Raw genomic sequence first — 24321 nt, 5'->3', positions numbered from 1 at the left:
CCCTAGGGATCCTCCTCCAGCAGGCCCAGGCGGCGGGCCAGGAACCCGGCCGGCATGGCCTGGAGCACGAGCGTGGCCAGCACCGCCAGCGCGACGACGCTGGCCAGGATGTCGACGTCCGGTACCCCCTGGGCCGCGAGCACGCCGACCAGCGCGGCGGGCACGACGCCGGTCTCGCGCGTCCAGCACAGGAAGGCGAGCTCGTTGCGCGTCCAGCGCGCCCGGCGATCCGGCAGCGCGCAGGCGAGCACGGCGATCGGCCGGGCGACCAGCAGCAGCACGGCGACGACCAGCACCGCAGCGCCGAGGTGGTCGACGAGCGAGTCGATCGGCAGGTTGGCGCCGAGCACCAGGAAGACCAGGAGCGTGACGATGTCGGCCACGTTGGAGGCGAACTGGCGCATCTCGGCCGAGTGGTCGCCGTGCATCCGCAGGCCCAGCAGGTTCATGTTCCCGACCACCAGCCCGGCCAGGAACGCGCCCAGGTAGCCCGAGCCGCCGTTGCTGTCCAGCGACACGTAGGACACCACGACGATGGCCAGCACCGCGGTCGCGGCCGACTCGCGCCAGATCCCCACGCGCTTGGTCGAGATCACCGCCGAGAGCACGACGCCGGCGATGATCCCGACGATGGCGCTCTCCCCCAGCGAGCGCGCGAACTCGCCCACCGTGCCGCCGATCGAGGCGTCGCCGCCGACCACGCCCGCGGCCAGCGTGACGGCGAGCACGGCGCCGGTCGGGTCGTTCAGCGCCGACTCGGCGATCACCGTCTGGGAGATCTTCGCGCGCACCCCGAGCGCCAGGAACAGCGGGATCAGCACCGCGGGGTCGGTGGGCGACAGGACCGCGCCCACGAGCAGCGACTCGTCCCATTTCAGGCCGAAGGCCAGGTGAGCCGCGGCGCCGGTGATGACCGCGGTGAGCAGCACGCCCGGGATGACCAGCAGCCCCAGCGTGGGCGCCACGCCGCGCAGCACCTTCAGCGACAGGTGCAGGCCGCCGTGGAAGAGGATCGCCGAGACGCCGATCGTGGCGATCAGCTGCGCGCCGGTCGACCGCAACGGCACGTCGAGCAGGTCGGTCACGTTGGGGCCCAGCAGCACGCCGAAGACGACGAGCAGCAGGACCTCCGGGACGCGCACGAAGCTGGCGATCGCGCGGGCCACGAGGCCGGCGGCGAGCAGCACGCCAAGGGTCGAGAGGGCGTCTTCAGTCACGGTCGGCGCGCCGACTGTACGGCGGCGGGCCGGTCGGCGCGCGCAACTCTGACAACGTGTCGAGCCGGTCGGGTGCCGTCTCCGACCATCGGTCCGCGTAAACCTCTACTTCCAGAAGTTATGATCGCGACCGTGCAGACGGCCACGCCGCAGCCGACCGGGGTCAGCGCGCTCCACACGAGCGTGCCGCACCCCACGACGCTCGCGCCCGACCGCGCCGGGCGCGCGCACCTGGTGGTCGCGGCGCCGGGCGGCCGCGCGGTCGCCCAACTGGTGGAGGCGCTGCGCGCGGACGCGACGGTCGCGGTCGAGGTCCTCGTCGGCGACGGCGGCAGCGATGCCGAGCTGGAGGCCGCGCTGCGCGACCGCCTGGATGGCGCCAGCGTGGGATTGCGCCTGTACGTGGCGGCCAGCGAGACGCTGGTGCGGCGCATCGTCGCGCTGGCGCTGGAGTCCGGCCTGGAACGCGACGAGATCCACACCGAGGTGACCGCGTCGCAGGCGCGCAGCGTGTGGTGCACGCACTGCAAGGCCGTCACGCCCGACGTGACCACCTCGCACGTCGCCTGCTCGGGCTGCGGTCGCACGCTCGAGGTCTACCACCACTTCTCGCGCCGTCGGGGCGCCTACATGGGCTTCCAGGCCGACGCCGAGGCGCCGGGCGACCTCCCCGAGCCGGAGCTCCGATGGGCCTGACGCTGGCCGTCCGCGTCGCCGCCGCGCGCGACCTCACGCCCGACGTGCGCGAGCTCGTGCTCGAGCCGGTGGACGGGACGCCGCTGCCCGTCTTCTCCCCCGGGAGCCACGTCGTCGTGCACGTGCCCGGGGAGCACACCCGCCGCAATCCCTACTCGCTGGCCTGTGCGCCGTGGTCGACCGACGCCTACCGGATCGCCGTGCGGCGCATCCGCTCCGGACGCGGCGGGTCGGTCGGCGTGCACGAGCGCATCGCCCCGGGCGACGTGCTCGACATCGAGCCGCCGCGCAACCTGTTCGCGCCACTCCTCCGGGCCCGCCGCCACGTGCTCGTGGCCGGTGGCATCGGCATCACGCCGTTCGTCTCCTATGCGCATCAGCTGCACGCCGACGGCGTCCCCTTCGAGCTGCACTTCGCCTTCCGCGAGGCCGGCGGCGGGCCGCTGCTGGACGAGCTGGAGGCGCTGTGCCCCGACGCGGTGCGCACCTACGCCGACCCGGCCGGCACGCACCTGCTGGCCGCGCTGGAGGAGACGCTGGCCGACCAGCCGCTGGGCACGCACCTGTCGATCTGCGGGCCGCCGCCGATGATGGACGCCGTGGTCGAGCTGGCCCAGGCGCTGGGCTGGCCGCCGTCGCGGGTGCACCTGGAGCGCTTCACGGTCGACAGCGGGCCGATGGAGCCGTTCGAGGCGCAGTTGGGACCCGGCGGGCCGACGCTGACCGTGGGCGACGACGTCACGCTGCTGGAGGCGCTGGAGGAGCACGGCCTCGAGCTCCCCTACCTGTGCCGCCAGGGCATCTGCGGCGAATGCCGTCTGGGCGTGGTGGCCGGCACGCCCGACCACCGCGACATCTACCTGACCCCCGACGAGCGCGCGTCGGGCGCGGTCGTGATGCCCTGCATCTCGCGCTGCGCCGACGACGGCCCGCTCGTGCTCGATCTCGCCTGAGAGGAACCGCGCGTGCCCGCCAACAGTCCGGAGGCGATCGCCCGCTTCCCGTTCCCCTTCGAGGGCGACAGCTACATGTACGCCACCAACGTCGAGCAGGCCGAGCGTCCGCACGCCAACGGGGTCGGCGTGTGGGGCGAGCACGTCTACGACGTCGACGAGCACTACCTGATCGAGGTGGCCGAGCGCGACCGGGTGCTGGCCGCCGACCCGGCCCGCTGCCAGGTGCTGCCGCACATGCGCCTGGCCGCCTGGGACGTCGTCGAGGACGCCACCGCGCGCCTGGCCCGCGACTTCCCCGAGCACTTCACGCTGGAGCGCCGCGGCGACCAGCGCCACTGGACGAACCGGCTGCTGGATCTCGAGCAGACCTACGCGGTCGGTGACGACGACGCGTTGCCCCGCGAGCCGTTCGAGTGGATCACCCGGCAGCTGCAGGAGGACATCGAGCTGCTCGACCACCGCGGCGACAACCTGTTCTTCGACGCGGGGATCCTGACCTTCGGCGCCGACTGGTCGCTGGACTTCGACCTGGGCATGAGCTTTCTGGAGATCCACGGGCCCGTGCCGCGCGTGCACGAGATGGGCGTGATCCCGCGCGCGTTCCAGTTCCTGCTCGGCCTCTCCCCTGGGGTCTCCTACCGGCGCACGAACTGGACGATGACCGTCGGGCGCCGGCTGGACACGTGCACCGAGGTGTACCCCGAGTGGGGACCCGACCGGGCCTCGCTGCGCTACGAGGATCTGGGCGAGCGCCTGCACCTGCGCGTCGAGATCCAGCACTTCGTCCGCCTGCCGCGGTCCAACGCGGTGATGTTCCCGATCCACACCTACCTGGCCTCGCTGGACGAGATCTGCACGGTGCCCGCTTGGGCGCTGCGCCTGGAGCGGGTCCTGGCCTCGCTCCCGCAGGACCTCGTCGACTACAAGGGCCTCTCGCGCTACCGCGACATGGCCGTCGACTGGCTGGCCGAGCGCAACGCGACCCTCACGGAGGCAGTTCGATGACCCACCCTTGGCGCATCTCGGCCCTGGCCGACCGGCACCTGGCGCTCGGCTCCGACCTGGAGGACTGGAACGGCATGGGCACCGCGTGGACGTACGCGGGCGACCTGGCCGACATGCACGAGGCGATCCGCACGCGGGCCGGGCTGATGGACGTGTCGGGGCTGAAGAAGGTCCACGTCGTCGGCCCGCACGCCGAGCAGGTCATCCAGGAGGCCGTCACCCGCGACGTGCGCAAGCTGTATCCGGGCAAGGCGGTGTACGCGACGATGCTCGACGAGCGCGGCTGCTTCGTCGACGACTGCATCGTCTACCGCACCGGCCCGACCGCGTGGTTCGTCGTACACGGCGCGGGCGACGGGCTGGCCCAGCTGACCCGCTCGGCCACCGGGCGCGACGTGGCGATCCACTTCGACGACGACCTGCACGACCTGTCGCTGCAGGGGCCGGTGGCGGTCGACTTCCTGGCCGAGCACATCCCCGGCGTGCCCGACCTCAACTACTTCCATCACCGCTACGCGACGCTCTTCGACTGCCCGATCATGCTGTCGCGCACCGGCTACACGGGCGAGCGCGGCTACGAGATCTTCTGCAAGCGCGAGGACGCGCCGAAGATCTGGGACACGGTCCTCGAGCTCGGCGCCCCGCTGGGCATCGTCCCGTGCGCGTTCACGACGCTGGACTGGCTGCGCGTGGAGAGCTACCTGCTGTTCTATCCCTACGACAACTCCGAGATGTACCCGTTCGCCGACGAGCGCCCCGGGGACACGCTGTGGGAGCTCGGCCTGGACTTCACGGTGTCGCCCGGCAAGACCGGCTTCCGCGGGGCCGAGGAGCACGCGCGCCGGCAGGGCCAGGAGCGCTTCAAGATCTTCGGTGTCCTGCTCGAGGGCCAGGCGGCCGCCGCGGAGGGCGACACGCTGTGGGCCGACGGCCGGCAGGTCGGCGTCATCACCTGCGCGATGGTCTCGCGTCTGGTCGGTACGTCGATGGCGATCGCCCGTCTGGACGTGCCGTTCGCGGTGGCCGACACGCCGCTGGAGGTCCGTGGCAGCGTCTCGGTGGCCGCCACGGCGCAGGCGCTGCCGTTCGACGACCCCTCCAAGAGCAAGCGCATCGCCAAGGGCTGAGACTGGCCCGTCAGCGGCCCGGGTACGCCCGGGCCATGCTGCGCAGAGCCGCCTTCGCCACCCTGGCTGTCGCGCTCGTCACCGCGCCGGGCGCGGTGGCCGCGCCTCAGTCGCTGCCCCGCCAATCGGTGGCCTACGGCACCGGCGGAGGCGCGGCCACGATGAACGCCTACGCCACGGCGTCGGCGATCCGGGTCCTGCGACAGGGCGGCAACGCGGCGGACGCGGCGGTGGCTGCGGCGGCCACGCTCGGCGTCACCGAGCCGACGGTCGCCGGCCCGGGCGGCGGCGGCTACTTCCTGTACTACCGCGCCCGCGACCATCGCGTGTTCGCCATCGACGGCCGCGAGAACGCCCCGTCCGGCGCGCGACCCGACATGTTCCTGACCGCTGGTGGCGGGTCGATGCCCTTCGAGGACGCCGTCGAGAGCGGGCTCAGCGTGGGCGTGCCCGGCAACGTCGCCACGTGGGGCGCGGCGCTGGACCGCTTCGGCACCCGGCCGCTGGCCGACGTGCTGCGTCCCGCCGTGCAGGTCGCCTCCGAGGGGTACGTGATCGACTCCGCGCTGAGCGAGAACCTCAGCCGCAACGCCGGCAAGCTCGGACGCTTCGCGGCCAGCGCGGCGCTGTTCCTGCCCGGCGGCTCCGTCCCGCCCGCGGGCACGCTGATCCGCAACCCGGATCTGGCCTCGACCTACGAGCAGATCGCCGACCACGGCTGGCGCTGGTTCTACACGGGCCCGATCGCGCAGGACATCGCCGCCACGGTCCAGGCGCCGCCGCCCGCCGCCGGCGCGACGCCGGCGGCCGGGGGCAGCATGACCGCGGCCGATCTGGCCGCCTACCGGGCGCTGTTGCGCGATCCGGTGACGTGGGACTACCGCGGATATCAGCTGTACGGGATGGGGCCGTCCTCCAGCGGCGGGCTGACCGTGGGCGAGACGATGAACATCCTGTCGCGCTTCGACCTGGCCCAGCTGCCGCGGGCCGACGCGCTGTATCGCTACCTGGAGGCGTCCAAGCTGGCCTACGCCGACCGCGGCGCGTCCGTCGGCGACACCGCCTTCGTCGACGTGCCCGTGCGCGGGCTGCTGTCGCCCGACTTCGCCGCCCAGCGCGCGGCGCTGATCGGCCCGACGGCGCTGACCACGCCGGTCGCGCCCGGCGACCCGTGGGCGTTCCAGGGCGGGTCGGCCGGCCTGCGCACGACCGTCGACGGCGGTCCCGAGCACGAGCAGCACACCAACCACCTCGTGGTGGCCGATCGCTGGGGCAACGTCGTGTCGTACACGAACACGATCGAGCAGATCGCGGGCTCGGGCATCACGGTCCCGGGCCGTGGGTTCCTGCTCAACAACGAGCTGACCGACTTCAACTTCCCGCCCGGCACCGCGAACTCGGTGCAGCCGGGCAAGCGGCCGCGTTCGTCGATGAGCCCGACGATCGTCCTGCGCGACGGCAAGGTGGTCGAGGCGATCGGGTCCCCCGGCGGCGCGACGATCATCACCACCGTCCTGCAGACCCTGATCAACCAGATCGACTTCGGCATGACGCTGCCCGAGGCGATCGAGGCGCCCCGGGCCAGCTCGCGCAACGGCGCGACGATCGAGGCCGAGCCGAGCTTCGTCAAGCGCTACGGCGACCCGTTGGGGGCGCTGGGCGAGACGTTCACCACCAGCGACTACATCGGGATCGCCGCCGGCCTGTCGTTCCTGCCCAACGGCCGCCTCCAGACCGCCACCGAGTCCTGGCGGGGCGGCGGAGGCAGCGCGATGGTCGTGCGCCCGGAGAACCCGGACCCGACCGCGGGCTAGGCGCGCTGCTTCGGCGCCAGCCGGATCGACACGCGCGCGCCGGCGCTCGCGCGGGTGCCCGCGCGACGCGACTGGCTGCTCACGCGCAGCTGCTTGCCGTGCTTGGGCTGGATGACGCGCCCGACCGTGCAGTGGGCCTTGGTCAGCGCCTTGCGGGCGCTCGACGCGGTGCGTCCGCGCAGGTTGGGCACGCGGCAGCCGATCGCCGCCGTGCTCGGCTTCGTGGTCGCGGACGGCGCGGTGCCGCTCGGGGTCGGCGCCTGCGCGGACGGGGTCGGATCGGTGCCGGTCGGCGTCGTGGTGGTGGTCGCACCGCCACCGCCCCCGCCTCCGCCGCCCCCGCCGCCCGGGATCGCCGGGGGCGCGACGCCGGCCCGCTCGAAGGCGCCGATGTCGGTGCGCGCGGTGCCGTCGCCGTCGCCGTCGGTGACGCGGGCCAGGCCGGCCAGGTCCAGGGCGCTCAGCGCGTAGCCGGGCGTGCCCGCGTCGATCATCGGCGAGCCGGCGGCCAGCGTGTAGTCACCGGCGGCCGCGTTGGTGAAGCCCGGCGTGACGTCGACGTTGTCGGTCGAGACGGTCGTTCCCGGGCCGGTGCCCGCCGGCAGGCCCGAGACGTTGCTGCGCTGCACGGTCAGGTTCGCCGCGTGGCCGCCGGTGCCGACGCGCGTGGCGGTCACGTCGGGATCGCGCATGATGCTGTCGGTCATGGTCAGCGTCGCGTCCGCCGAGGCGCTGGCGTTGACCGAGAGGCCCTTGGTCGCGCCCCCGGGGAACCCTGTGGGGATCACGATGTCGACGTGGTCGAGCGTCGCGCTGGTCGTGGCCGGCGATGCCCCCGAGGACACCAGGACGCCCTGGGCCTGGTTGACGCCGTCACCCTGGAGCTGGATCAGCGAGTTGCGCACGGTGGCCGTCGCGGACGCGTTGACGTACAGCCCCAGCGCGCTGATCCCCGCGTCGACGCGGGCCACGAGCCGCGAGCGGTCGATCGTCGCCGACGAGCCGTTCTGGAGGAACGCGGCGACGGAACCTTCCAGATGGGAGCCCGTGATGGTGGCGTTGGTGCCGGTCGTGGCCCAGAACGCGTTGTTGCCGGGCGTCACGATGTCCACGGCGTCCAGCGTGACCGTGTTTCCACCCGTGGTCAGGCCCAGCCCGCCCGGGTTGTCGCTCTCGATGCGGAGGTTGCGCAGCGTGCTGGTGGCGGAACCGGCGGTGATCGCGCCGCCGCCGCCGTCCGGGGCGCTGGCCGGGATGCGGACGCGCAGGTCGCTGACCGTGCGCGGGTGCGTGGTGCCGAGGTTGAGCACGTAGACGTTGGCGTTGCTCGTGCTCGTCAGGTTCGTCGCGGTCGCGCCCGCACCGGTGATCGTCACCGGGTCGAAGCCCGGGACGTCCAGCGTGAAGGTGCCCGCGGTCGTGTAGGTGCCGGCGGCGATCTGGATCGTGTCCGGCGTGCCGTCGTTGAACGCGCCGGCCGGCGCCGCGCCGCCCGACAGCGCGCCGCTCTGCAGGTTGGCGGCCGACACCGCGGTGCCGACGCACCCGACGGGCGCGTTGACGCACAGGTTGGTCGCCGACGCCGTCGACGTCGCGCAGGCCAAGCCGGCCGTGGCCAAGGCAAGAGACAGTCCGTATCGCATGTCCGGTCGACGGACCGGATTGCGGGGTTCTTCCACTTCCTTGTGTCAAATGCGCGACACAAGGACCGCGTCGGTTCAGCTGGCCGCGGGCCGGCCGTCCCTGTCGCAGGGCGGCGTCGCCGTCGAGCCCGGCAGCGTGGCGATCCGCCGCTCGACGTCGCGCATCGCGCTCGGCTCGATCTTCGCCGGCCCGGAGAACGGCCGGTCGAGGTCGTGGATGACCAGCAGCGTGAGGCCGAACACCACGGTGGTGCCGACGAGGATGCCGACCTGGATGCGCGTACGGACCGCCGGGTGCCCGAGCGCGCCGAGCCCGGCGATCATGATCGCGACCGAGACGATCAGCAGCGCCCACAGCTCGGTCGGGACGCTCGGCCGGCTCTCGTCCAGGCGCGAGATGCGCGCCTGGATGCGCGTCGAGTCGTCGGCCAGGACCGCACCTGCCGCCACCTGATCGGCCGTGCTGGTCCGGGCCCGGTCGAGCGCCTCGGTGATCCGGTTGGAGGCGGCGTCGGTGATCGGCGATCCGCGCCCGTCCGAGCTGGCCGCCTGCGCCGCCCAGTCCGGCCCGATGACCGAGCGGGCGTAGCAGCTGAGCGTGCCGATCACGTCGGTGCGCGCCGTGTCGCTGAGCACCACCGCGTCCTCGGCCATCGCCAGCACCGCGCCCGCCTCCGAGGCGGCCGCATCCTGCGCGTCCTGGTAGGAGGTGTACGACGACAGCAGCACGAACGCCAGCAGCAGCGCGGCCAGCGTCCGCACCGGAATCACCAGCTCCGCCGCCGGCAACCCCTCCACATCCGCATCGGGATGCCGGCGCCCCCGCCGGGCCAACAACCGCTGCTGCCCGAAGAACCCAACGACCGCCGCGGCGACCAAGATGGCGACGATCCAGAACATCAGGCCCCGACGCTATCCATCTCTCGCTACCATCTCCACCCGCCATCCGGGCGCGTAGCTCAGTGGGAGAGCGCTCGCTTCACACGCGAGAGGTCGCTGGTTCGAAACCAGCCGCGCCCATCAGACAAAAGCCCCGCAAAAGCGGGGTTTTTTGCTGGCCCGGATCCGCCTGTTGGACAAGCCAGCCAGGCGCTTAATGCACGCACAATGCACAGCCCGATCACGACTTGAACCCCAGCAGCCGCAGCAATGCAGCCGCCGGAATCCCGCTAGAGAGCCAAATCTCGCGTGTCTAAGCGCTCGCGCATTGGCTGTGCATTGTCCTTCCCCACGGGCGTTGCTGGGGTCGCTAGCCCTCTTGACGCGCGACTAGCTCACTGATGAGTTCGAGCACGGCGAGTAGCGCGTAGATCACCGTTGACAGGTTGTCCGAGACGCCCGCACCGGCCATCGTCTCGGCCGCGTTGCAGAAAGAGAAGAGGGCGGTTAGGCCAAGAACGAAGATTCGCCGCTGCTCGATAGGTGGTAGCTGTTCGACCCAGCTTTCAACCGTCTCGTCCTCCCCGAGTTCAACCGTCTCTGCGGCGGCGACCCACTCGGCAACCTCCTGGGCCTGTACCGCAGTTTGGGCGATCCGCACGTTGGCCAAGACCGAACTGGCAGCCGACTGCCTAATCGCGTCACGCAGGTCCGGCGTGATCGCGTTCTGGTAGGTCTTCAGTGCCTCTTGCACTCCTGCCGAGATTGCAGGCATCGACTGGGGCCAGGCCCCTTGCGTCGCATCGAGGTAGGCATTGATGAACCGTTGGGCACCGTCCATTGCTGGCCGCATCTGTTCGATGGCGTCGTACACGGGCCGTAGCTGCCGCTGAATGCGGGCTAGTTCCTCCGGGTCGAAGAAGCCTCCGGTAGCCATGCTGGGATTCGTACCACTTCCCAAATTCGGCCTTCGGTGTGGGACCACTACCCCGTACTCAAGGCAACCCCAGAGATGTAGTGGGGATTCTTTCTCCCGGCGGGCCGGCGACTGGCTCAGACCGCGCGACTGACCCGAGACGGCAGCGTCATCCCGCCGGGGAAGATCGCTCGAATCAGGCCGTCATGCTTCATGCGAAGTAGCTCGTTGTGCAGAGGGACGGCTTCGCACCCGAGCGCCTGCCGGATGCGGTCGCCGTTGGTCTCGGTGCCGTCGTCCGGGATTGCGCGCCAGATGCGCTCTCTGAGGTCCATGCGGGCATCGTGGAGTTCGAGGCAACCGAGTAGTGAGCCAGTTAGCGTCCGAGTTGCTTCGCTGGGGTTGCTAGGGGCGCAGAGCGATCCGGCGCGCAGTCATCGGGTACCACGCCTGTCCGCTCGGTGGCTCGACGGCATCGGCGTTGAGAGCGTCGGCCACGGCCTGCCAAGTGGCTACGCTCTCGCGCATGGACCGAATGCGGCCGATGACGGCCTGCTCAGCCTCCACCGGCACGTACTCGCCATCTTCGAGTCGGTAGCCGTAGCGACGATGCAGGCGCGGCCCGCCGATGTAGCCACCGCGCGCAGCCTTCCGACGACGACCACCGTGAAGACGCGCCTTGATCAGTCCTCGCTCAAGCTCAGCGGCAGCACCCACGACCTGACGCAGGAAGCGACGGTGTGGGTCGTTGGGGTCGTCGCGCGGCACTTCGCCTTCGACCACTTCGAAGACGCAGACGTGATCCCCAACGTTCCAGGCGTGGGCTAGGGCGACTTTCTGTACGTGAAGCTCGCGAGCCAAGCGATCGAGCCGATGGACGATCAGCCCTTCAGCCTCGCCGGACTCAAGCGCGACCAACGCAGCGCCCAGGCCCGGTCGGTCTTCCACGCCCAGGCCACCCGACAGGGCTTCATCGCGGAACACGGACACGACCTCATGGCCGTTCTCGTCGGCCCACGCACGACAGGCGTCGGCTTGAGCCGATAGCGAGTCTTGGCCCTTGCCGTTGGCGGTCGAAGTTCGGGTGTAGGAGGCAAGCTTCATATCCGCGATGTTGGCGGCGGATATACAGTGCCGCCAGGGCGGGTGAAATGAGGCGCCTGCTCTCAGTTAGCGACCCAGCGACCCAACGGGACGCTAGGGAGCTTCACTCCCCGCAGAAACGCGGATCCAGGTCCGAAGACTGATCGGGATTAGCTCATCCATCTGATCGCACACGTCTTCGAGAGCCACCGCGAGGCGAGAGCGGTTGAGGTCGATTGCCGCCATCCAATGCTCGGGTTCGTAGCGGACAAACGTCGACAGGGCGTGCAGGAGGAGCCACATCAGAGCCGGGTATGGCGGCGCTGGGGAGCCTCCCAACGCTGGAAACACCATTCGCACGGTGTCGGTCTTCCTCACTGGAACCGGGGCGACGCGTTCGAACAACTCCTGCGCGTCATCCTTGCTCATAGTCAAAAGGGACCAGGAGACGACCGGCGCGTTCTTCGTCCATTGGACGCCAGGGATCCTTAAGCCACGTCGCGGGGTTTCGTCGGCAAACCGAAGCTGAGCCTTCCCCTTGACATGCGGTTGACCAAGGATCTCCTCATCTGGGATCAAGGTCGAGGTCGGTACAGCGCCCGCAAGCGTCGGGTACGCCTTCAGCGCCTCCACCAGTTCTTCGTTAGCGAGATCTGCGCTTAGGCCCTCAAGCGCGAGGTCGACACGACCCGCCTTCAAGGCCATTTCGTGCACCTGCTGCACCGGAGGGACATGCACGCGCAGCGGGCGCGCGCCAACGACGCGAAGGTCGTCGGGTAGGTCGGGAATCCGGGCGTTGGCTAGCCAGATCGCACCGAACGACATCGCCTCTGTCATTGGCAGGGACTGAAGCTCGGAGCCGCCCTGCGCAGCCGTCAGGCTGTCCATTGAGTCCGACTTGGCCGAAGGCTTTGGTGTCGTCTTCGTTGCCATCAATTTGTCGCCGGTTTCGACGCTCGCGCCGTGGCCTCTGATTCGCCACCGGTCGGTTTCCTCTACGGCTGCGTTCAAGGCCCGCAGGCCCTGACTCAAGGCGTAGAACTGAAGCAGAGGCTTCGTGGCATAACCGGCGTCTGATGAGGCGTCGGCAAGCTCTTGAGCCTGCTGAAGCGAGGACGAGAAGACAGCCCGTCGAGCTTCGTCCTCAGCCGCCATACCGACCGGCGCGGCCCTCATCGCTCGGAGATCCCGCCATGCCTGAGTCCGTTCGTCTGGCACATGCGCATGGTCGCTCGACCATCGGCGGAACTACTCAGGCTCTGAGAACACGTCTTCCGGTCGCTTGTCGGAACGAGATGTAGGCAGCAGGCCACGACCGGCGTTGGGGATCTGCACTACCTCCGGAGAGGTCGGATCCGTGATCACGCGGTCAGTCGTGACGTGGGTTTCGGTGGTTTCCATGCCTCCAGTTTTTGATCCCCAGCGTGCCAGTTCTCGGGGCGCGCCAGGTGGGCGACAAGCGACCCCCAGCAACCCCCAGCACGCCGACCGACGAACTCCGACCCCGGAGCGCGTGCGGTGATTGGGTCGCTGGGGTTGCTGCGCCCGGTCAGTGCTGACGATTCGGCACTTCGCGAGACCGGACGATCTGGCGTCCGCTGCCCCAAATCAGCGGGGCAATGCGTGGACCTGCACGCTCTGGAAGGATGCTCAGCGATCTTCATGCGCTGGCCTTCACGGGACTACCGCGACTACCTACCGAGGCAGAAGTCTGTGACCGCTAACGAGCAGCCCGAACAGCCTTACGACGAGAAGCCCTCGCTCTGGGACTGGGCGCGTTGGGCCTTCGCGTTCGCAATCGCAGTCGGAGCGCTCCTGTTCTTCCTAGGGGTCGTTGGCAGTGCCGATGTCTGTCACGGAGTCGTGGCAGGGCCGGACCAGAACCCTCAGATCAAGACCGTCTGTGATCCGCCGCGCATGCTCGAACTCGTGCCGTTCTTCCTCCTCATCGGGCTACTGCTCTGGCCCGACCTAAGCGAGATTGGCATCGGGGGAATGATCACCCTGAAGCGTCGAGTTCGGGAGCAGGAGAAGCGTCTAGCCGAGACTGAAGATCGAGTCTCGACCCTGCATCAGACGCTGCTACAGACGCTCTCCGTGCAGCAGACTCAAAAGCAGGCAAACACGGTGAACGTCTCGTTTGCGCCCGACCAGGACGACGTTGCGCGCAACATTCGAGAGAGCCAAGTGCCACAGTCCCCCGAGCAGACCGCAGAGCCAAGTCCCGAGAGCGACGACCGCGACCGGCTGCTGGGCCAATTTCTTGATCTGTACGCGCGGCTTGAACCGTACGTCCAATTCGCGACTGGCCAGAACCGCCGTAGGTATCAAGGGCGGATCTGGTACGAGGACGAAATCGAGAGGTTGACGCCAAGGATGCGCGACGGTTTGGAACAGTGGTCCGAACAGTTCGCGGAGCCAATTCGCGCCCTCAAAGACACGCGCAATGTCGCCGTACACAGCCCTTCGCGAGTGAGCACTGAGACGCTCCAAAAAGCCATCGATAATGCCGGGGTACTCCAAGAACTCCTGTACCGCCTCATGGGCGAGTTCAACGCGATTGATCACTAGCCCGCCGACCAGAGGCCGAGCCTCCGGACAGCCAAGTCCATGATGCGACCGGCCCGCTCGTTGTCCATCGCAATCCCGAGCTTGCGGGCCTCCGCGTAGATCGGATCGAACTCTCAGGCTGCCAGCCAGCACGCAGAGCGGCACGCCGGGCCATGGAGCTACGCCCAGGTGATTGGACACTACACACGCCGCCAGTGCATCGAGGCTTCCGAGGACTGTCTCGCAGCGAGCGAGTTCGCGCCGAGTGGTGGCCGCGAGATCGCCGACCTGCGCCTGTACTGCGGCGCGGATCCGGCCCCGCTGAGCCTCGTCGATGACCACCGTTGCGTAGTAGTCCTCCACCGCCAGCTCCACTCGGTCCACTCGGAAGTAGCCCTCAACGCACTGCTTGCGCTGGCGCATCGGGCAAACGAAGTAGGCGTACGTGCCGCCGTTCCCCTTGTTCTCGGAGTAGGTCAGCCGCCAGGCGCAATCTGAGCCTCAAGAACCTGCCTGAAGCTGGCCGAGGGGCTGGACACTGACCCGGGCGAACTCGTGACAGGTCTGAAGTCAGACGGGTTCGAGGCGGCAGAGGAGCGGGACCACAGCGCGCAGTGAGTTGCCGGCTCGACGAGCAGACGCACGGCTGCTCGTCGTACCAACAGCGCGGGGCCGGGACCTAGACCCGGGCCAAACTCGTCAGAGCGTGAAGACTCTGACCCGACGATTGGTTCCGGGCGCACTGACGACGACCCGCCGTTGCGTTCCCGAAAGCTCGTAGTGCAGGCCACTTGCAAGTCTGGGCAGCGGTCGCGCCTCAGTCTTGCCGGTGCGGAATACCCGGACATGTAGTCCCCGGCCATCCGCCCATGCCGCATACCGCGCGGTCAGCATGGGCGAATCAAAGTTCGCCTTGCTCAGCGTCACCTCGTGGTGGCTGCCACAGCGCTGCAGCGTCAAGCTTGAAGTGGACTTCGGTGCCGTACCGGTCGGCGGGAACGCGGGCTTGTCCCACCGCCGTAGCGTCCAGCGTCCAACTGCTTGCGCCGCTTGGAGCTGGCGGTACCGGTCGCTGCCATCGGTACTCGCCGACCGCGTCCTGCGCACAACTGGCTGGCAAAGCGGCGCCGCGCCCGTCGGGGTGTCGGGGGTCGAGACGCGGTTGCGGCGCTCGGATGCCGAGAACGACACGCGTGAGCCGGTTGCGAGATCGACGAACTCCCGACCAGCACTCTTGCCGCCCTCCGCCTCCAGGATCGCCAAAGATGTGCCCAAGGCAGAGAACGAGAAGCCGTCGACCTGGCCGCTGGACAGCCTCGTGCGCTGATACTCCACGAGCGCCGGTCCCCCAGCCGGCGTTTCCCATCCGCCGCCCGTCGCCCGATAGATCAGCGGCGAAACGGCGCCCGAACCGTCAGAATCACACGAGAATAGGACGCGGGCGTCCGGAGCGGCCGCGCTCGGAAAGCAGCCGTCCGGAGGAGTGACTGTGCTGGTGTTGCTGTCCAGTGCAGTGCCGTCTGGGACAAGCAGCGCCACGTGGTGCGCCCGGTCCCAGACCACGAGCGTTCCCGAACCATCCGTGATCGCGGTAACGCCCGTCGGCAGTATCGCCGGCCCTGCCGCCGCGTCGGCCGAAGCCGCTACGACAAGCGTCCCGAGCAGCACGGATGTGATCAGTCGAAGCGATCGCAAAGCGCTAGCAATTCGCCGGCGGGCTGAACGAAGACGGGCGTTTGGGGCGGTTACTAAAGATGGTCCAGTCGGCGCGCGGACTAATCGAGTTCTGTGCAAGCAGGCCCGAGTCGAAGCCAGGTTCGCCGCGCATCTGGTAGTAGAAGAACTTCTGGATTCGCGAGGAGATTGTCCAGGACTCCTTGACGTAGCAGCTCGTAACACGGGCCGCTGCTGGGTCGGTGAAACCTCGATCTTCGCCGTCAGCTCAAGCAAGGAGTTGAACGGGACCGCACGTCCAGACTCAATGCCGTGCGCTTCGTTGGGAGTGATCCGAACGACACCGCGGGTCCAACCATGCTTCGGCAGGATCTCTCCTTCAGGCGCAAGGTCATTCGTCCAGAAGCGGACTTTGATCTCGAGCATCCGCTCGCCCCGACGCGCTGGGCGAGCAGCGGTCTTTCCATCCATCAAAGTTCTCCGATCATCGTTGATGAGACGTAGGTCTACAAGACTCGACCGTCTCGATGTGCGGCCGATCCGCTTGACTAGTTGCGGCCATCAAGCGCATGCTGGGAGGTGTCGGCATGCGCCGCACCGGCCCCAGAATGCGCCAAGCCCGCAACTCGAATCCAGTTCCACCCGAGCAGACGCCTCAAGTGAGAGAGGTCGTCGCGTTCGAGGCGCTACCAATTGAAGCGAGCGGGTCGCGACGGGCGATCGTCGAGTGGTCTGATGGATCAGTTGGCGAAGCAGCTCGCTGGTACCACGACGAGATCTTGATCAGCGAAGGGCGATCTCGTCGGGAAGACTGCCGCAGAGATCACGCGCCTCGTCTCGTCGCGACCGGGATTACCTATCGGGCGAGTGATAGGTCAGCTGTTTTGGCGCCAGGCGTAGAGGCCCCACCCCACACGCTCGACGGTGGCATCAGCGCCTTTGGCGAGCCCGGAGGCGGCAGCCTTGATCGAGCTGTAGGCCACCGGCCCGTCTAGCAGGCGTTCGACCTGCGCCTGGAGGTCGGGCGAGGTGACCGGATCCACTCAGGACGAAATGACCTGGGTGATCGCTCGCTCTATGGAGCCATGACGGGCACGACGGGCAGTGGCGGCCGCGGTCGCGTCGGGCTGATCCCATTGCGGCCAGTGCGCGGCGTCGCCGATCACCTGCTGGGTCGAGTCGCGAAACAGCCGGTGCAGGTGTTCGGCGACGCCCGCGTTGAAGTAGGGGTCGTGCTCGCCGAAGGCGATCGCCACGGGGACCTCGAGTTGGGCGACGTCGCCGCTTCGGATCTGCTCGTTGTGCTCGGCGATGGCGGGGAACAGCGTGGCCGTCCAGGCGCGGATGGCAGCGATGGCGTCGGGCTGCTCGCTGTCGCCGAAGAACTGGGGCAGGATCGCTTGCACGCCCAGTCCCTCCGGATCGGGCGGCCCCGGGCTCAGGCGGCTGTTGGTGAACAGCAGGATCGGCCCCAGCAGCGTGGGGTCGGCGATGATCAGGTCGGCCAGGCGCGTGAGGTGGGGGTCGGCGAGCAGGCGGATAAACTCGGGGAACTCGAGCGTCGGCGAGTCGCCGAAGAACGTGTTGATCAGCATCAGGCCGCCGACGCGCTGACGGTTGGCGATCACCGATGCCGCCACCGGCAACAGCAACGTCAAGGCCCTCGTCTACGTCGACGCCTACGCCCCCGACGAAGGCGAGTCGATCTCCCAGTTGACCGGTGCCGGCTCCTGCCTCGCGGTCCAGGACCCCACCACCGTCTTCAACTTCGCCCCGTTCCCCGGCGCGCCGGAGAAGGTCGTCGACGCCTACGTCAAGCAGAGCATCTTCCCGCGCTGCTTCGCCAACACCCTCCCGACCGCACGGGGCAACGTGCTCGCCGCGACGCAGCGACCGCTCGCGCTCAACGCTCTGACCGATGCGTCCACGACCCCCGCGTGGAAGACCATCCCGTCCTGGGCGGTCGTTGGGACCGTCGACCACATCATCCCGCCCGACAGTCAGCTGATGATGGCCAAGCGCGCGGGCGCGCACATCACATCCATCAAGGCGCCGCACCTCTCCATGGTCGCCAACGCCGCAGCGGTCGCCACGGTGATCACCAAGGCTGCGGCTGCCACCACCTAGCGAGACCGAGGGGAAAGCCCCGGAGACGGGGCTTTCCTCGTTTCCGCGTGGCGCTCTCGGCGCATTTCCATGACCTGTCAGACCACGTTGAACTCGGGCCGCTCGCCCGCCGCGGCGAACCGGTCGGCGGAGAGCGGGGTGACGTCGACGAAGGGCGTGCGGCCGAGGTAGAGGTCGCGGAGGATCTCGCCGACGGCCGGGCCCTGGAGGAAGCCGTGGCCGGAGAAGCCGGTGGCGTAGAGGAAGCGGGAGGCGGTCGGGGCCTCGCCGATCAGGGCGTTGTGGTCGGGGGACATCTCGTAGTAGCCCGACCAGCCGCCCTTGATGCCGGCCCGGGCGATGGCCGGGGCGCGGCGCTCGGCGACGTCGATCAGCGCGGGGATCCAGTCGTCGCTGGCCTGGGTGTCGAAGCCGAGGCTTTCGCCGGGGTCGGGCATGCCCATCAGCAGGCCCGGGCCTTCGCGGTGGAAGTAGAAGCCGGTCGCGAAGTCGATGGTCATCGGCACCTCGGGCGGGAGGTCGGGCATCGGCTCGGTGAACAGGATCTCCCTGCGCAAGGGCAGCACGGGCAGGTCGACGCCCGCCAGCTCGCCGCAGGCGCGTGACCAGGGACCGGCCGCGCAGATGACCGCGTCGGTCTCGATGCGCCCGTGCGAGGTGACGACCGCGCGGATCTCGCCGCCCTGGACCTCGATGTCGAGCAGCTCGCACCCGACCTGGATGTGGGCGCCGTACGCCCGCGCGCCGCTCGCGTAGCCCTGCACCACGCCGTCCGGTGTCGCGTGGCCGTCGCTGCGCGAGAACGCGGCCGCCAGCACGTCATCGACGCGCAGCAGCGGGCACAGCGCCTGGGCCTGCGCCGCGGTCAGCATCTCGCTGGGCACGCCGAGGTCGCGCTGCAGCGCGACGTTGCGCTCGAACTCGGCCACGTCCTCGTCGCGCGTGAGCAGGAACAGATAGCCGACCAGGCGCAGGTCGATCTCCGCGCCCGGCCGCGCGCCGAACTCGGAGAAGGCGCGCAGGCTGCGCTGGGCGATCTCGATGTTCAGCTCATCGGAGAACTGCGCGCGCACGCCGCCCGCCGAGCGACAGGTCGAACCGGAGCCGAGCTCGGCGCGCTCGATCAGGACCACGTCGCGCACGCCGGCCTCGGCCAGGTGGAAGGCGGCGCTCGTGCCCATCACGCCGCCGCCGACGATCACGACGGAGGCGCGCGCGGGAAGCGGCCGCCTCACGCGAAGTTCACGCCCTGCGCGAGGGGCAGCTGGTCGGAGTAGTTGATCGTGTTGGTCGCGCGGCGCATGTAGGCCCGCCACGCATCCGACCCGGACTCGCGCCCACCGCCCGTCGTCTTCTCACCGCCGAACGCGCCGCCGATCTCCGCACCGGACGTGCCGATGTTCACGTTGACGATCCCGCAGTCGGACCCGTCGGCGGCCAGGAAGCGCTCGGCCTCGCGCTGGTCGAGCGTGAAGATGCTCGACGACAGCCCCTGAGGCACGCCGTTGTGCAGCGCGATCGCCTCGTCCAGGTCGGAGTACTCCATCACGTAGAGCAGCGGCGCGAACGTCTCGCCGCGCACCACCTCCGTCTGCCCGGGCATGCGCACGATCGCCGGCTCGACGTAGTACGCGTCCGGGTGCTCGGGCGTGTCGCGGCGCCGGCCACCGACGACGATCGAGCCGCCGTCGCCCACCGCGCGGGCCAGCGACGCCTGCATCCGATCGAAGGCCGCGCCGTTGATCAGCGGACCGACGAGCGTGTCGTCAGCCAGCGGATCGCCGATCCGCAGGCCCGCGAAGATCGCCGCCAGGCGCTCGACCAACGCATCGGCGACGTCGGCGTGGACGATCAGCCGGCGCATCGTCGTGCAGCGCTGCCCGGCGGTGCCGGCGGCCGCGAACGTGATGCCCCGCGCGGCCAGCTCGAGGTCGGCCGACGGCGCGACGATGGCCGCGTTGTTGCCGCCCAGCTCAAGCAGCACGCGACCGAAGCGGGCGGCCACGCGGGGCGCCACCTCCGCCCCCATCCGCTCCGAGCCGGTGGCGCTGAGCAGCGCGACGTCCGGGCTGTCGACCAGCGGCGCAGCGTTGGCCGCGTCGGCGACGACGACCGTGTGCAGGCCCGCCGGCGCGTCGCACTCCGCGATCGCGCGGTCGAGGATCGCGCCGCAGGCCAGCGCGGTCAGCGGCGTCATGTCCGACGGCTTCCACACGATCGTGTCGCCGCAGACCAGCGCCAGCGCCGCGTTCCACGACCACACGGCCATCGGGAAGTTGAAGGCCGAGATGATCCCGACCACGCCGAGCGGGTGCCACGTCTCCATCAGCCGGTGGCCGGGGCGCTCGGACGGCATCGTCCGCCCGTCCAGCTGCCGCGACAGACCGACCGCGAAGTCGCAGATGTCGATCATCTCCTGGACCTCGCCCAGCGCCTCGGACGGGATCTTCCCGACCTCGACCGTGATCAGCTCGGCCAGCGGCACCTTGTGCTCGGTCAGCAACTCACCGAGACGCTTGACCAGCGCGCCACGCACGGGCGCCGGCACCGTGCGCCACGACCCGAAGGCCGCTTTCGCCTGGGCGATCGCCGCCTCGACGGCCGGCGTGTCGCAGGCCGGGACCGCGAACAGGTCGGCGCCGGTGATCGGCGTGCGCGCCTGCACGACCGGCCCGCCGCTCTGGCCGAGGGTCACACCGCAGGCGTCCAACGCCCGGCGCGCGCGGTCCCGCACCGCATCCGTTCCGATGGGGGTGATCGAAGTGCTGCTCGTCACGCTCATGGCCCCCGATCATCGGTGTCCCGATCGCCCAGCACAAGTGACCGGTGGTCGAAGCCGCCCCGACGGCGCCGGTGGCGTTCTGCGACCGTGCGGTGGATGCCTGGCCACCCCTGTCCGTGTTGCGGCTACCTCACGCTGCTCGAGCCCGGCGCGTATGAGATCTGCGACGTCTGCTTCTGGGAGGACGACAGCTTCCAGCGCGACAACCCGGACGACGCGGGCGGCGCCAACAAGGTGAGCCTGAGCGAGGCGCAGGCCAACTACCGGTCCTATGGCGTCAGCGAATGGCGCTTCAAGCGCAACGTCCGCCCGCCGCGACGCGACGAGCAGCCCTAGTGCCCTGACACTAGGCACCCTGGAAGTACACGGTCTTCCACTCGGTGAAGAACTCGCGCGCGGCCTTGCCCTGCTCGCCCGGGCCGTAGGCGCTGGCCTTGGTGCCGCCGAAGGGGACGTGGATGTCGTTGCCCGGGGTCTCCTGGTTGACCTTGATCATCCCGACGTGCAGGGCGTCGATGCAGTGCAGCGCGGTGGCGCTGGAGCGGGTGAACACGGCGGCGGTCAGGCCGAAGCGCGACTCGTTGGCCAGCGCGATCGCGTGCTCCGTCGAGTCGGCGCGCACGAGGGCGGCCACCGGGCCGAAGGTCTCCTCGCGCAACAGCGCATGCCCATCGGGGAGGTCGGCCACGATCGTGGGCGGAACGTAGGCACCCGCGGGGACGTCGGCCTGGTCGCGGCTGGTCAGGCGACGGCCGTCGCCCGTCGCGACGGCGACCGCCGCGGCGACCTCGTCGGCGCGCGGCACCGAGGCCAGCGGGCCGAGGTCGACGCCGTCGTCCAGCGGATCGCCGACGACCATCGCGTCGGCGGCGGCGACCACGAGCTCGGTGAACGCGTCGGCCACGCGCTCCTGGACGATCACCCGGCTGGTCGCCGTGCACTTCTGGCCGGCGCTCAGGAACGCGCCGCGGGCGACCGCCGCGGCGGCCCGCTCCAGGTCCGCGTCGGCCAGCACGATCGCCGCGTTGCTGCCGCCCATCTCGGCCTGCGCCCGCTGCCCGGCCTCGGCGGCCTGGGCGGCCAGGCGTCGGCCGACCCCGGTGGATCCCGTGAAGGTCACGGCGTCGACCGATGGGCTGCCGACCAGCACGTCGCCGGCCACGTCGCCCCGGGCCAGCAGCATCTGCAGCACCGACGCCGGCACGCCGCCCTCGACGAAGGCGCGCATCAGGTGCGCCGAGGTCATCGGCACGAGCTCGGCGGGCTTCCACACCACCACGTTCCCGTAGGCCAACGCCGGCGCGAGCTTCCACACGGGGATGGCCAGCGGGAAGTTCCACGGCGTCACCGCGGCCACGACGCCGACCGGCACGCGGCGCGCGTAGAGCAGCTCGTCGCGGCTGGACGGGAACGTCTCGCCGTCGGGCTCGTAGGCCGCCTGGTGAGCGAAGTAGCGCAGGATGTCGACCGCGCGCCCGACCTCGGCCAGCGCCTCGGGGCGCGTCTTGCCCTCCTCGCGGGCCAGATCGGTAGCGATCCCCGCGGCCCGCTCGCGCAGCACGTCGGCGGTCGCGCTCAGCACGCGCGCGCGCTCGACCGCCGGCCGCCGGCCCCACGGACCGGCCGCCGAGCGGGCCGACGCCACCGCGTGGCGAACCAGCGCCCGATCGGCCTGCGCGGTGCGGGCGACGACCTCCTCCGGGTGGGCCGGGTTGTGCTGCGGCACCTCGGTCGCGCCGAACCACCACTCCCCGTCCACCCACGACCCCAGCACCGGCGGCGACGACATCACTTCGTCGGCACCAGGCCGGCGGGGGCCAGCGCGGCCAGGCGCTCGTCCAACCGCGACGGCGGCCGGCCCGCGTCCTCGGCCGCCTCCTTGCGGGCCACCGCGTGCTTGACCAGGCGGCCGCCGATCGAGCGCAGGGGCTCGGGCGGCAGCCCGCCGGGCACCGGGCGCACCAGGCCGCAGCTGGCCCACTCGTCCTCCCGGCCCAGGGCCATCGAGGCCAGCACGCGCCCGGCCAGGACACACGGCCCCACGCCGTTGCCCGAGAACCCGGCGGCGCAGATCAGGTCCTCGCGCCCCAGCTCGGAGAAGAACGGCATCCCGTCGACGGGCCGGTCGATCGGGCCGGTCCAGGTCGACGCGATCGGCACCTGGGCCAGCTCGGGATACAGGCGGTGGATGCTCTGCGCGATCCACGTGGCCGCCGCTTCCGGCGACCGGCCCTGGAAGGACGCGTCGATCCGCGAGCCGAAGGCCAGGCGCGCGCCGCCCCGGCCCAGCGCCAGCCGGCCGTCCGGCGTGGTGCGGTAGTAGTGCACCATCAGGCGCGAGTCCGAGACGCACACGCCGTCGGCCAGCCCCAGGCCGCCGAGCAGCTGGGGCACCGGCTCGGTGATCGCGATGTCGCTGGAGATGATGGCCAGCGTGTTGCGCAGCTCGCGGACGCCGGCCGACCACGCGTTCATGGCCAGCACCACGCGCCCGGCCGAGACCGACCCGGCCCGCGTCCGCACGACCAGCGGCCGCGACCGGTCCAGCGAGGTCATCGGCGAGCGCTCGTACACGCGCACGCCCCGCTCGATCGCCACCCGGCGCAGGCCGCGGGCCAGCGCCGCGGGTTGGATCGACGCCGCCTCGGCCTCGAACAGGCCCGCGAGGTGCGCGCGGCTCCCGGTCCGGGCCTCCAGCTCGTCGGCACCGACGGCCACGAACGGGTGCTCCCCCACGCGGTCCAGCGCATCGACCGTCGACTTCCAGCGGTCGACCTGCGCGGCGTTGGTGGCCGTCCACATCCAGCCGTCCTGGCGGAAGCCGGCGTCGATGTCGTGCTCGGCGCAGAACGCGCCCAGCTCGGTGATCGCCGCGGTCGACGAGCGGGCCAGGCGCAGCGCCTCGACCGTGCCGCAGATCCGCTGCAGGCTGGTGAAGTGGTGCCAGAGGGTCAGCGCGCAGCCGCCGTTGCGCCCGCTGGCGCCGCTGCCGCAGGTCTCGGCCTCGACCAGGACGACGTCGAGGCTGGGCTCGTGCTCCTTGAGCCGCAGCGCCGTCCACAGACCCGTGTAGCCCCCGCCGACGATGCACACGTCCGCGGTCGTCGGACCCTGCAGCGACGGGGCCGGCGGCGCGCCGTCGGCCGCGTCCGCCAGCCACCAACTGCGTGGCGTCACGGATGCACGTCGATCATGGCGTCGCCGATCACCGATCGGGAGTGGCGCAGGTGGCGCTCGATCACGTCCGGCGCGTCCGGGCGCCGCTCGAGGATCGCCGCCGCGACGCGCTCATGATCGAGCACGTAGGCCTCGGGGTCGTACGGCGGGTGCGCCTGCAGCAGGTACATCCGCGTCTCCGCCGACAAGGTGCGGAACATCCGGTGCAGCCGCGGGCTGCCCGCGGCCGCGACGATCGCCTCATGGAAGGCCACGTCGGCCTCGACGACGGCGACCGTGGGCCGCGCGCCGCTGGGCGCCGTGCGCAACGCGTCCAGCGCCCGCTCGATGCCGCCGAGATCGACGGCGTCGCCGCGCTCCAGGATCAGCTGCACGGCCCGTCGCTCGATGCCCTCGCGCGCGATGTAGATGTCGGCCAGGTCGGTCTCGGTCAGCACCACGACCATCGATCCGCGGTGGGGCTCGTGGACGACGAGCCCCTCCTGCATGAGCTGGCGCAGGGCCTCGCGCACGGGCGCGCGCCCGACCCCGAGCTCCGTGGCCAGGTTGACCTCGCCCAGCGCGGCGCCGGGCGCGAGCTCGCCCCGCGTGATCGCGTCGCGCAGGCGCACGATCACCTCCTGGCCGGCGGTCGTGCGATCGACCGACGGCAGCAGCAGTTCCTTCATCCCCAGG

At 70.4% G+C, this 24321-nt stretch carries 23 protein-coding genes and 1 tRNA gene; 9 read left to right on the top strand and 15 right to left on the bottom strand.

The window, feature by feature from the left end:
* Positions 1-2: 2 nt before the first annotated feature.
* Positions 3-1217: a cation:proton antiporter gene (locus ACZ5UI_RS24945; protein ID WP_464192243.1), complete on the bottom strand. Its 1215-nt coding sequence runs from the start codon at positions 1215-1217 to the stop codon at positions 3-5.
* Positions 1218-1337: 120 nt separating this feature from the next.
* Here ACZ5UI_RS24945 and ACZ5UI_RS24940 point away from each other — a divergent pair, with 120 nt between their 5' ends.
* From ACZ5UI_RS24940 to ggt, 5 genes are all read left to right on the top strand, one after another.
* Positions 1338-1913: a dimethylamine monooxygenase subunit DmmA family protein gene (locus ACZ5UI_RS24940; protein WP_464192241.1), complete on the top strand. Its 576-nt coding sequence runs from the start codon at positions 1338-1340 to the stop codon at positions 1911-1913.
* Positions 1904-2866 (top strand): PDR/VanB family oxidoreductase, encoded by a 963-nt coding sequence (locus tag ACZ5UI_RS24935; RefSeq protein ID WP_464192239.1) that lies wholly within the window; start codon positions 1904-1906, stop codon positions 2864-2866. Before ACZ5UI_RS24940 ends, ACZ5UI_RS24935 begins: the two co-directional genes overlap by 10 nt.
* Positions 2867-2941: 75 nt before the next feature.
* On the top strand, positions 2942-3874 hold the full coding sequence (locus ACZ5UI_RS24930; RefSeq protein WP_464197882.1) for a heme-dependent oxidative N-demethylase family protein: 933 nt from the start codon (positions 2942-2944) through the stop codon (positions 3872-3874).
* Positions 3871-5001: an aminomethyltransferase family protein gene (locus ACZ5UI_RS24925; RefSeq protein WP_464192237.1), complete on the top strand. Its 1131-nt coding sequence runs from the start codon at positions 3871-3873 to the stop codon at positions 4999-5001. Before ACZ5UI_RS24930 ends, ACZ5UI_RS24925 begins: the two co-directional genes overlap by 4 nt.
* Before the next feature lie 35 nt (positions 5002-5036).
* Positions 5037-6815, top strand: a complete 1779-nt coding sequence (gene ggt, locus ACZ5UI_RS24920; RefSeq protein WP_464192234.1) for a gamma-glutamyltransferase — start codon at positions 5037-5039, stop codon at positions 6813-6815.
* Here ggt and ACZ5UI_RS24915 read toward each other — a convergent pair.
* Both ACZ5UI_RS24915 and ACZ5UI_RS24910 read right to left on the bottom strand, forming a co-directional pair.
* Positions 6812-8434 (bottom strand): right-handed parallel beta-helix repeat-containing protein, encoded by a 1623-nt coding sequence (locus tag ACZ5UI_RS24915; protein ID WP_464192232.1) that lies wholly within the window; start codon positions 8432-8434, stop codon positions 6812-6814. The genes ggt and ACZ5UI_RS24915 overlap by 4 nt on opposite strands.
* A gap of 99 nt (positions 8435-8533) precedes the next feature.
* On the bottom strand, positions 8534-9358 hold the full coding sequence (locus tag ACZ5UI_RS24910) for a bestrophin-like domain (protein WP_464192230.1): 825 nt from the start codon (positions 9356-9358) through the stop codon (positions 8534-8536).
* A 48-nt stretch (positions 9359-9406) separates the two neighbouring features.
* On the opposite strand from ACZ5UI_RS24910, the gene ACZ5UI_RS24905 reads away from it, so the two are divergent.
* A tRNA-Val gene (locus ACZ5UI_RS24905) sits at positions 9407-9478 on the top strand.
* A 229-nt stretch (positions 9479-9707) separates the two neighbouring features.
* Here the strand turns inward: ACZ5UI_RS24905 and ACZ5UI_RS24900 are convergent.
* The 4 genes from ACZ5UI_RS24900 to ACZ5UI_RS24885 all read right to left on the bottom strand — a co-directional run bounded on the left by ACZ5UI_RS24900 (position 9708) and on the right by ACZ5UI_RS24885 (position 12512).
* Positions 9708-10274 (bottom strand): hypothetical protein, encoded by a 567-nt coding sequence (locus ACZ5UI_RS24900; protein WP_464192228.1) that lies wholly within the window; start codon positions 10272-10274, stop codon positions 9708-9710.
* A 116-nt stretch (positions 10275-10390) separates the two neighbouring features.
* Positions 10391-10588 carry a hypothetical protein gene (locus ACZ5UI_RS24895; RefSeq protein WP_464192226.1) on the bottom strand — a complete coding sequence of 66 codons (198 nt, stop codon included), beginning with the start codon at positions 10586-10588 and terminating at the stop codon, positions 10391-10393.
* 70 nt (positions 10589-10658) lie between these two features.
* Positions 10659-11357: a recombinase family protein gene (locus ACZ5UI_RS24890; protein WP_464192224.1), complete on the bottom strand. Its 699-nt coding sequence runs from the start codon at positions 11355-11357 to the stop codon at positions 10659-10661.
* Positions 11358-11450: 93 nt separating this feature from the next.
* Entirely contained in the window at positions 11451-12512 is a 1062-nt protein-coding gene (locus ACZ5UI_RS24885) for a YaaC family protein (protein ID WP_464192221.1), read from the bottom strand.
* A gap of 537 nt (positions 12513-13049) precedes the next feature.
* On the opposite strand from ACZ5UI_RS24885, the gene ACZ5UI_RS24880 reads away from it, so the two are divergent.
* Positions 13050-13907, top strand: coding sequence for a hypothetical protein (locus ACZ5UI_RS24880; RefSeq protein ID WP_464192219.1), 858 nt, complete (start codon positions 13050-13052; stop codon positions 13905-13907).
* A 678-nt stretch (positions 13908-14585) separates the two neighbouring features.
* Here the strand turns inward: ACZ5UI_RS24880 and ACZ5UI_RS24875 are convergent.
* The 3 genes from ACZ5UI_RS24875 to ACZ5UI_RS24865 form a co-directional block, all read right to left on the bottom strand.
* Positions 14586-15554, bottom strand: coding sequence for a hypothetical protein (locus ACZ5UI_RS24875; RefSeq protein ID WP_464192217.1), 969 nt, complete (start codon positions 15552-15554; stop codon positions 14586-14588).
* An 881-nt stretch (positions 15555-16435) separates the two neighbouring features.
* Positions 16436-16603: a hypothetical protein gene (locus ACZ5UI_RS24870; RefSeq protein ID WP_464192215.1), complete on the bottom strand. Its 168-nt coding sequence runs from the start codon at positions 16601-16603 to the stop codon at positions 16436-16438.
* Entirely contained in the window at positions 16604-17155 is a 552-nt protein-coding gene (locus ACZ5UI_RS24865; protein WP_464192213.1) for an alpha/beta fold hydrolase, read from the bottom strand.
* 22 nt (positions 17156-17177) lie between these two features.
* On the opposite strand from ACZ5UI_RS24865, the gene ACZ5UI_RS24860 reads away from it, so the two are divergent.
* On the top strand, positions 17178-17687 hold the full coding sequence (locus tag ACZ5UI_RS24860) for an alpha/beta fold hydrolase (RefSeq protein WP_464192211.1): 510 nt from the start codon (positions 17178-17180) through the stop codon (positions 17685-17687).
* A 77-nt stretch (positions 17688-17764) separates the two neighbouring features.
* Here the strand turns inward: ACZ5UI_RS24860 and ACZ5UI_RS24855 are convergent, their stop codons facing one another.
* Both ACZ5UI_RS24855 and amaB read right to left on the bottom strand, forming a co-directional pair.
* Positions 17765-18868, bottom strand: a complete 1104-nt coding sequence (locus ACZ5UI_RS24855) for an NAD(P)/FAD-dependent oxidoreductase (RefSeq protein WP_464197880.1) — start codon at positions 18866-18868, stop codon at positions 17765-17767.
* A 50-nt stretch (positions 18869-18918) separates the two neighbouring features.
* On the bottom strand, positions 18919-20469 hold the full coding sequence (gene amaB / locus ACZ5UI_RS24850; RefSeq protein WP_464192209.1) for an L-piperidine-6-carboxylate dehydrogenase: 1551 nt from the start codon (positions 20467-20469) through the stop codon (positions 18919-18921).
* Positions 20470-20565: 96 nt separating this feature from the next.
* Between amaB and ACZ5UI_RS24845 the strand changes: the two genes are divergently transcribed.
* The gene (locus ACZ5UI_RS24845) at positions 20566-20805 is read left to right on the top strand and encodes a CPCC family cysteine-rich protein (RefSeq protein WP_464192206.1); all 240 of its coding nucleotides are present in this window, start codon (positions 20566-20568) and stop codon (positions 20803-20805) included.
* A gap of 10 nt (positions 20806-20815) precedes the next feature.
* On the opposite strand, the gene ACZ5UI_RS24840 is transcribed toward ACZ5UI_RS24845, so the two are convergent.
* The 3 genes from ACZ5UI_RS24840 to ACZ5UI_RS24830 are packed head-to-tail and all read right to left on the bottom strand — an operon-like array spanning position 20816 to position 24314.
* Positions 20816-22258 carry an aldehyde dehydrogenase family protein gene (locus ACZ5UI_RS24840; RefSeq protein WP_464192204.1) on the bottom strand — a complete coding sequence of 481 codons (1443 nt, stop codon included), beginning with the start codon at positions 22256-22258 and terminating at the stop codon, positions 20816-20818.
* The gene (locus tag ACZ5UI_RS24835) at positions 22258-23646 is read right to left on the bottom strand and encodes an FAD-dependent oxidoreductase (RefSeq protein WP_464192202.1); all 1389 of its coding nucleotides are present in this window, start codon (positions 23644-23646) and stop codon (positions 22258-22260) included. Before ACZ5UI_RS24835 ends, ACZ5UI_RS24840 begins: the two co-directional genes overlap by 1 nt.
* Positions 23643-24314, bottom strand: coding sequence for a GntR family transcriptional regulator (locus ACZ5UI_RS24830; protein WP_464192200.1), 672 nt, complete (start codon positions 24312-24314; stop codon positions 23643-23645). The genes ACZ5UI_RS24835 and ACZ5UI_RS24830 overlap by 4 nt, the downstream gene beginning before the upstream one ends.
* Positions 24315-24321 lie beyond the last annotated feature (7 nt).

The organism is Conexibacter sp. JCM 18997 (assembly GCF_055391915.1).
Note: the sequence above shows the minus strand (reverse complement) of the source record. Positions and strands in the feature narration are given on the sequence as shown.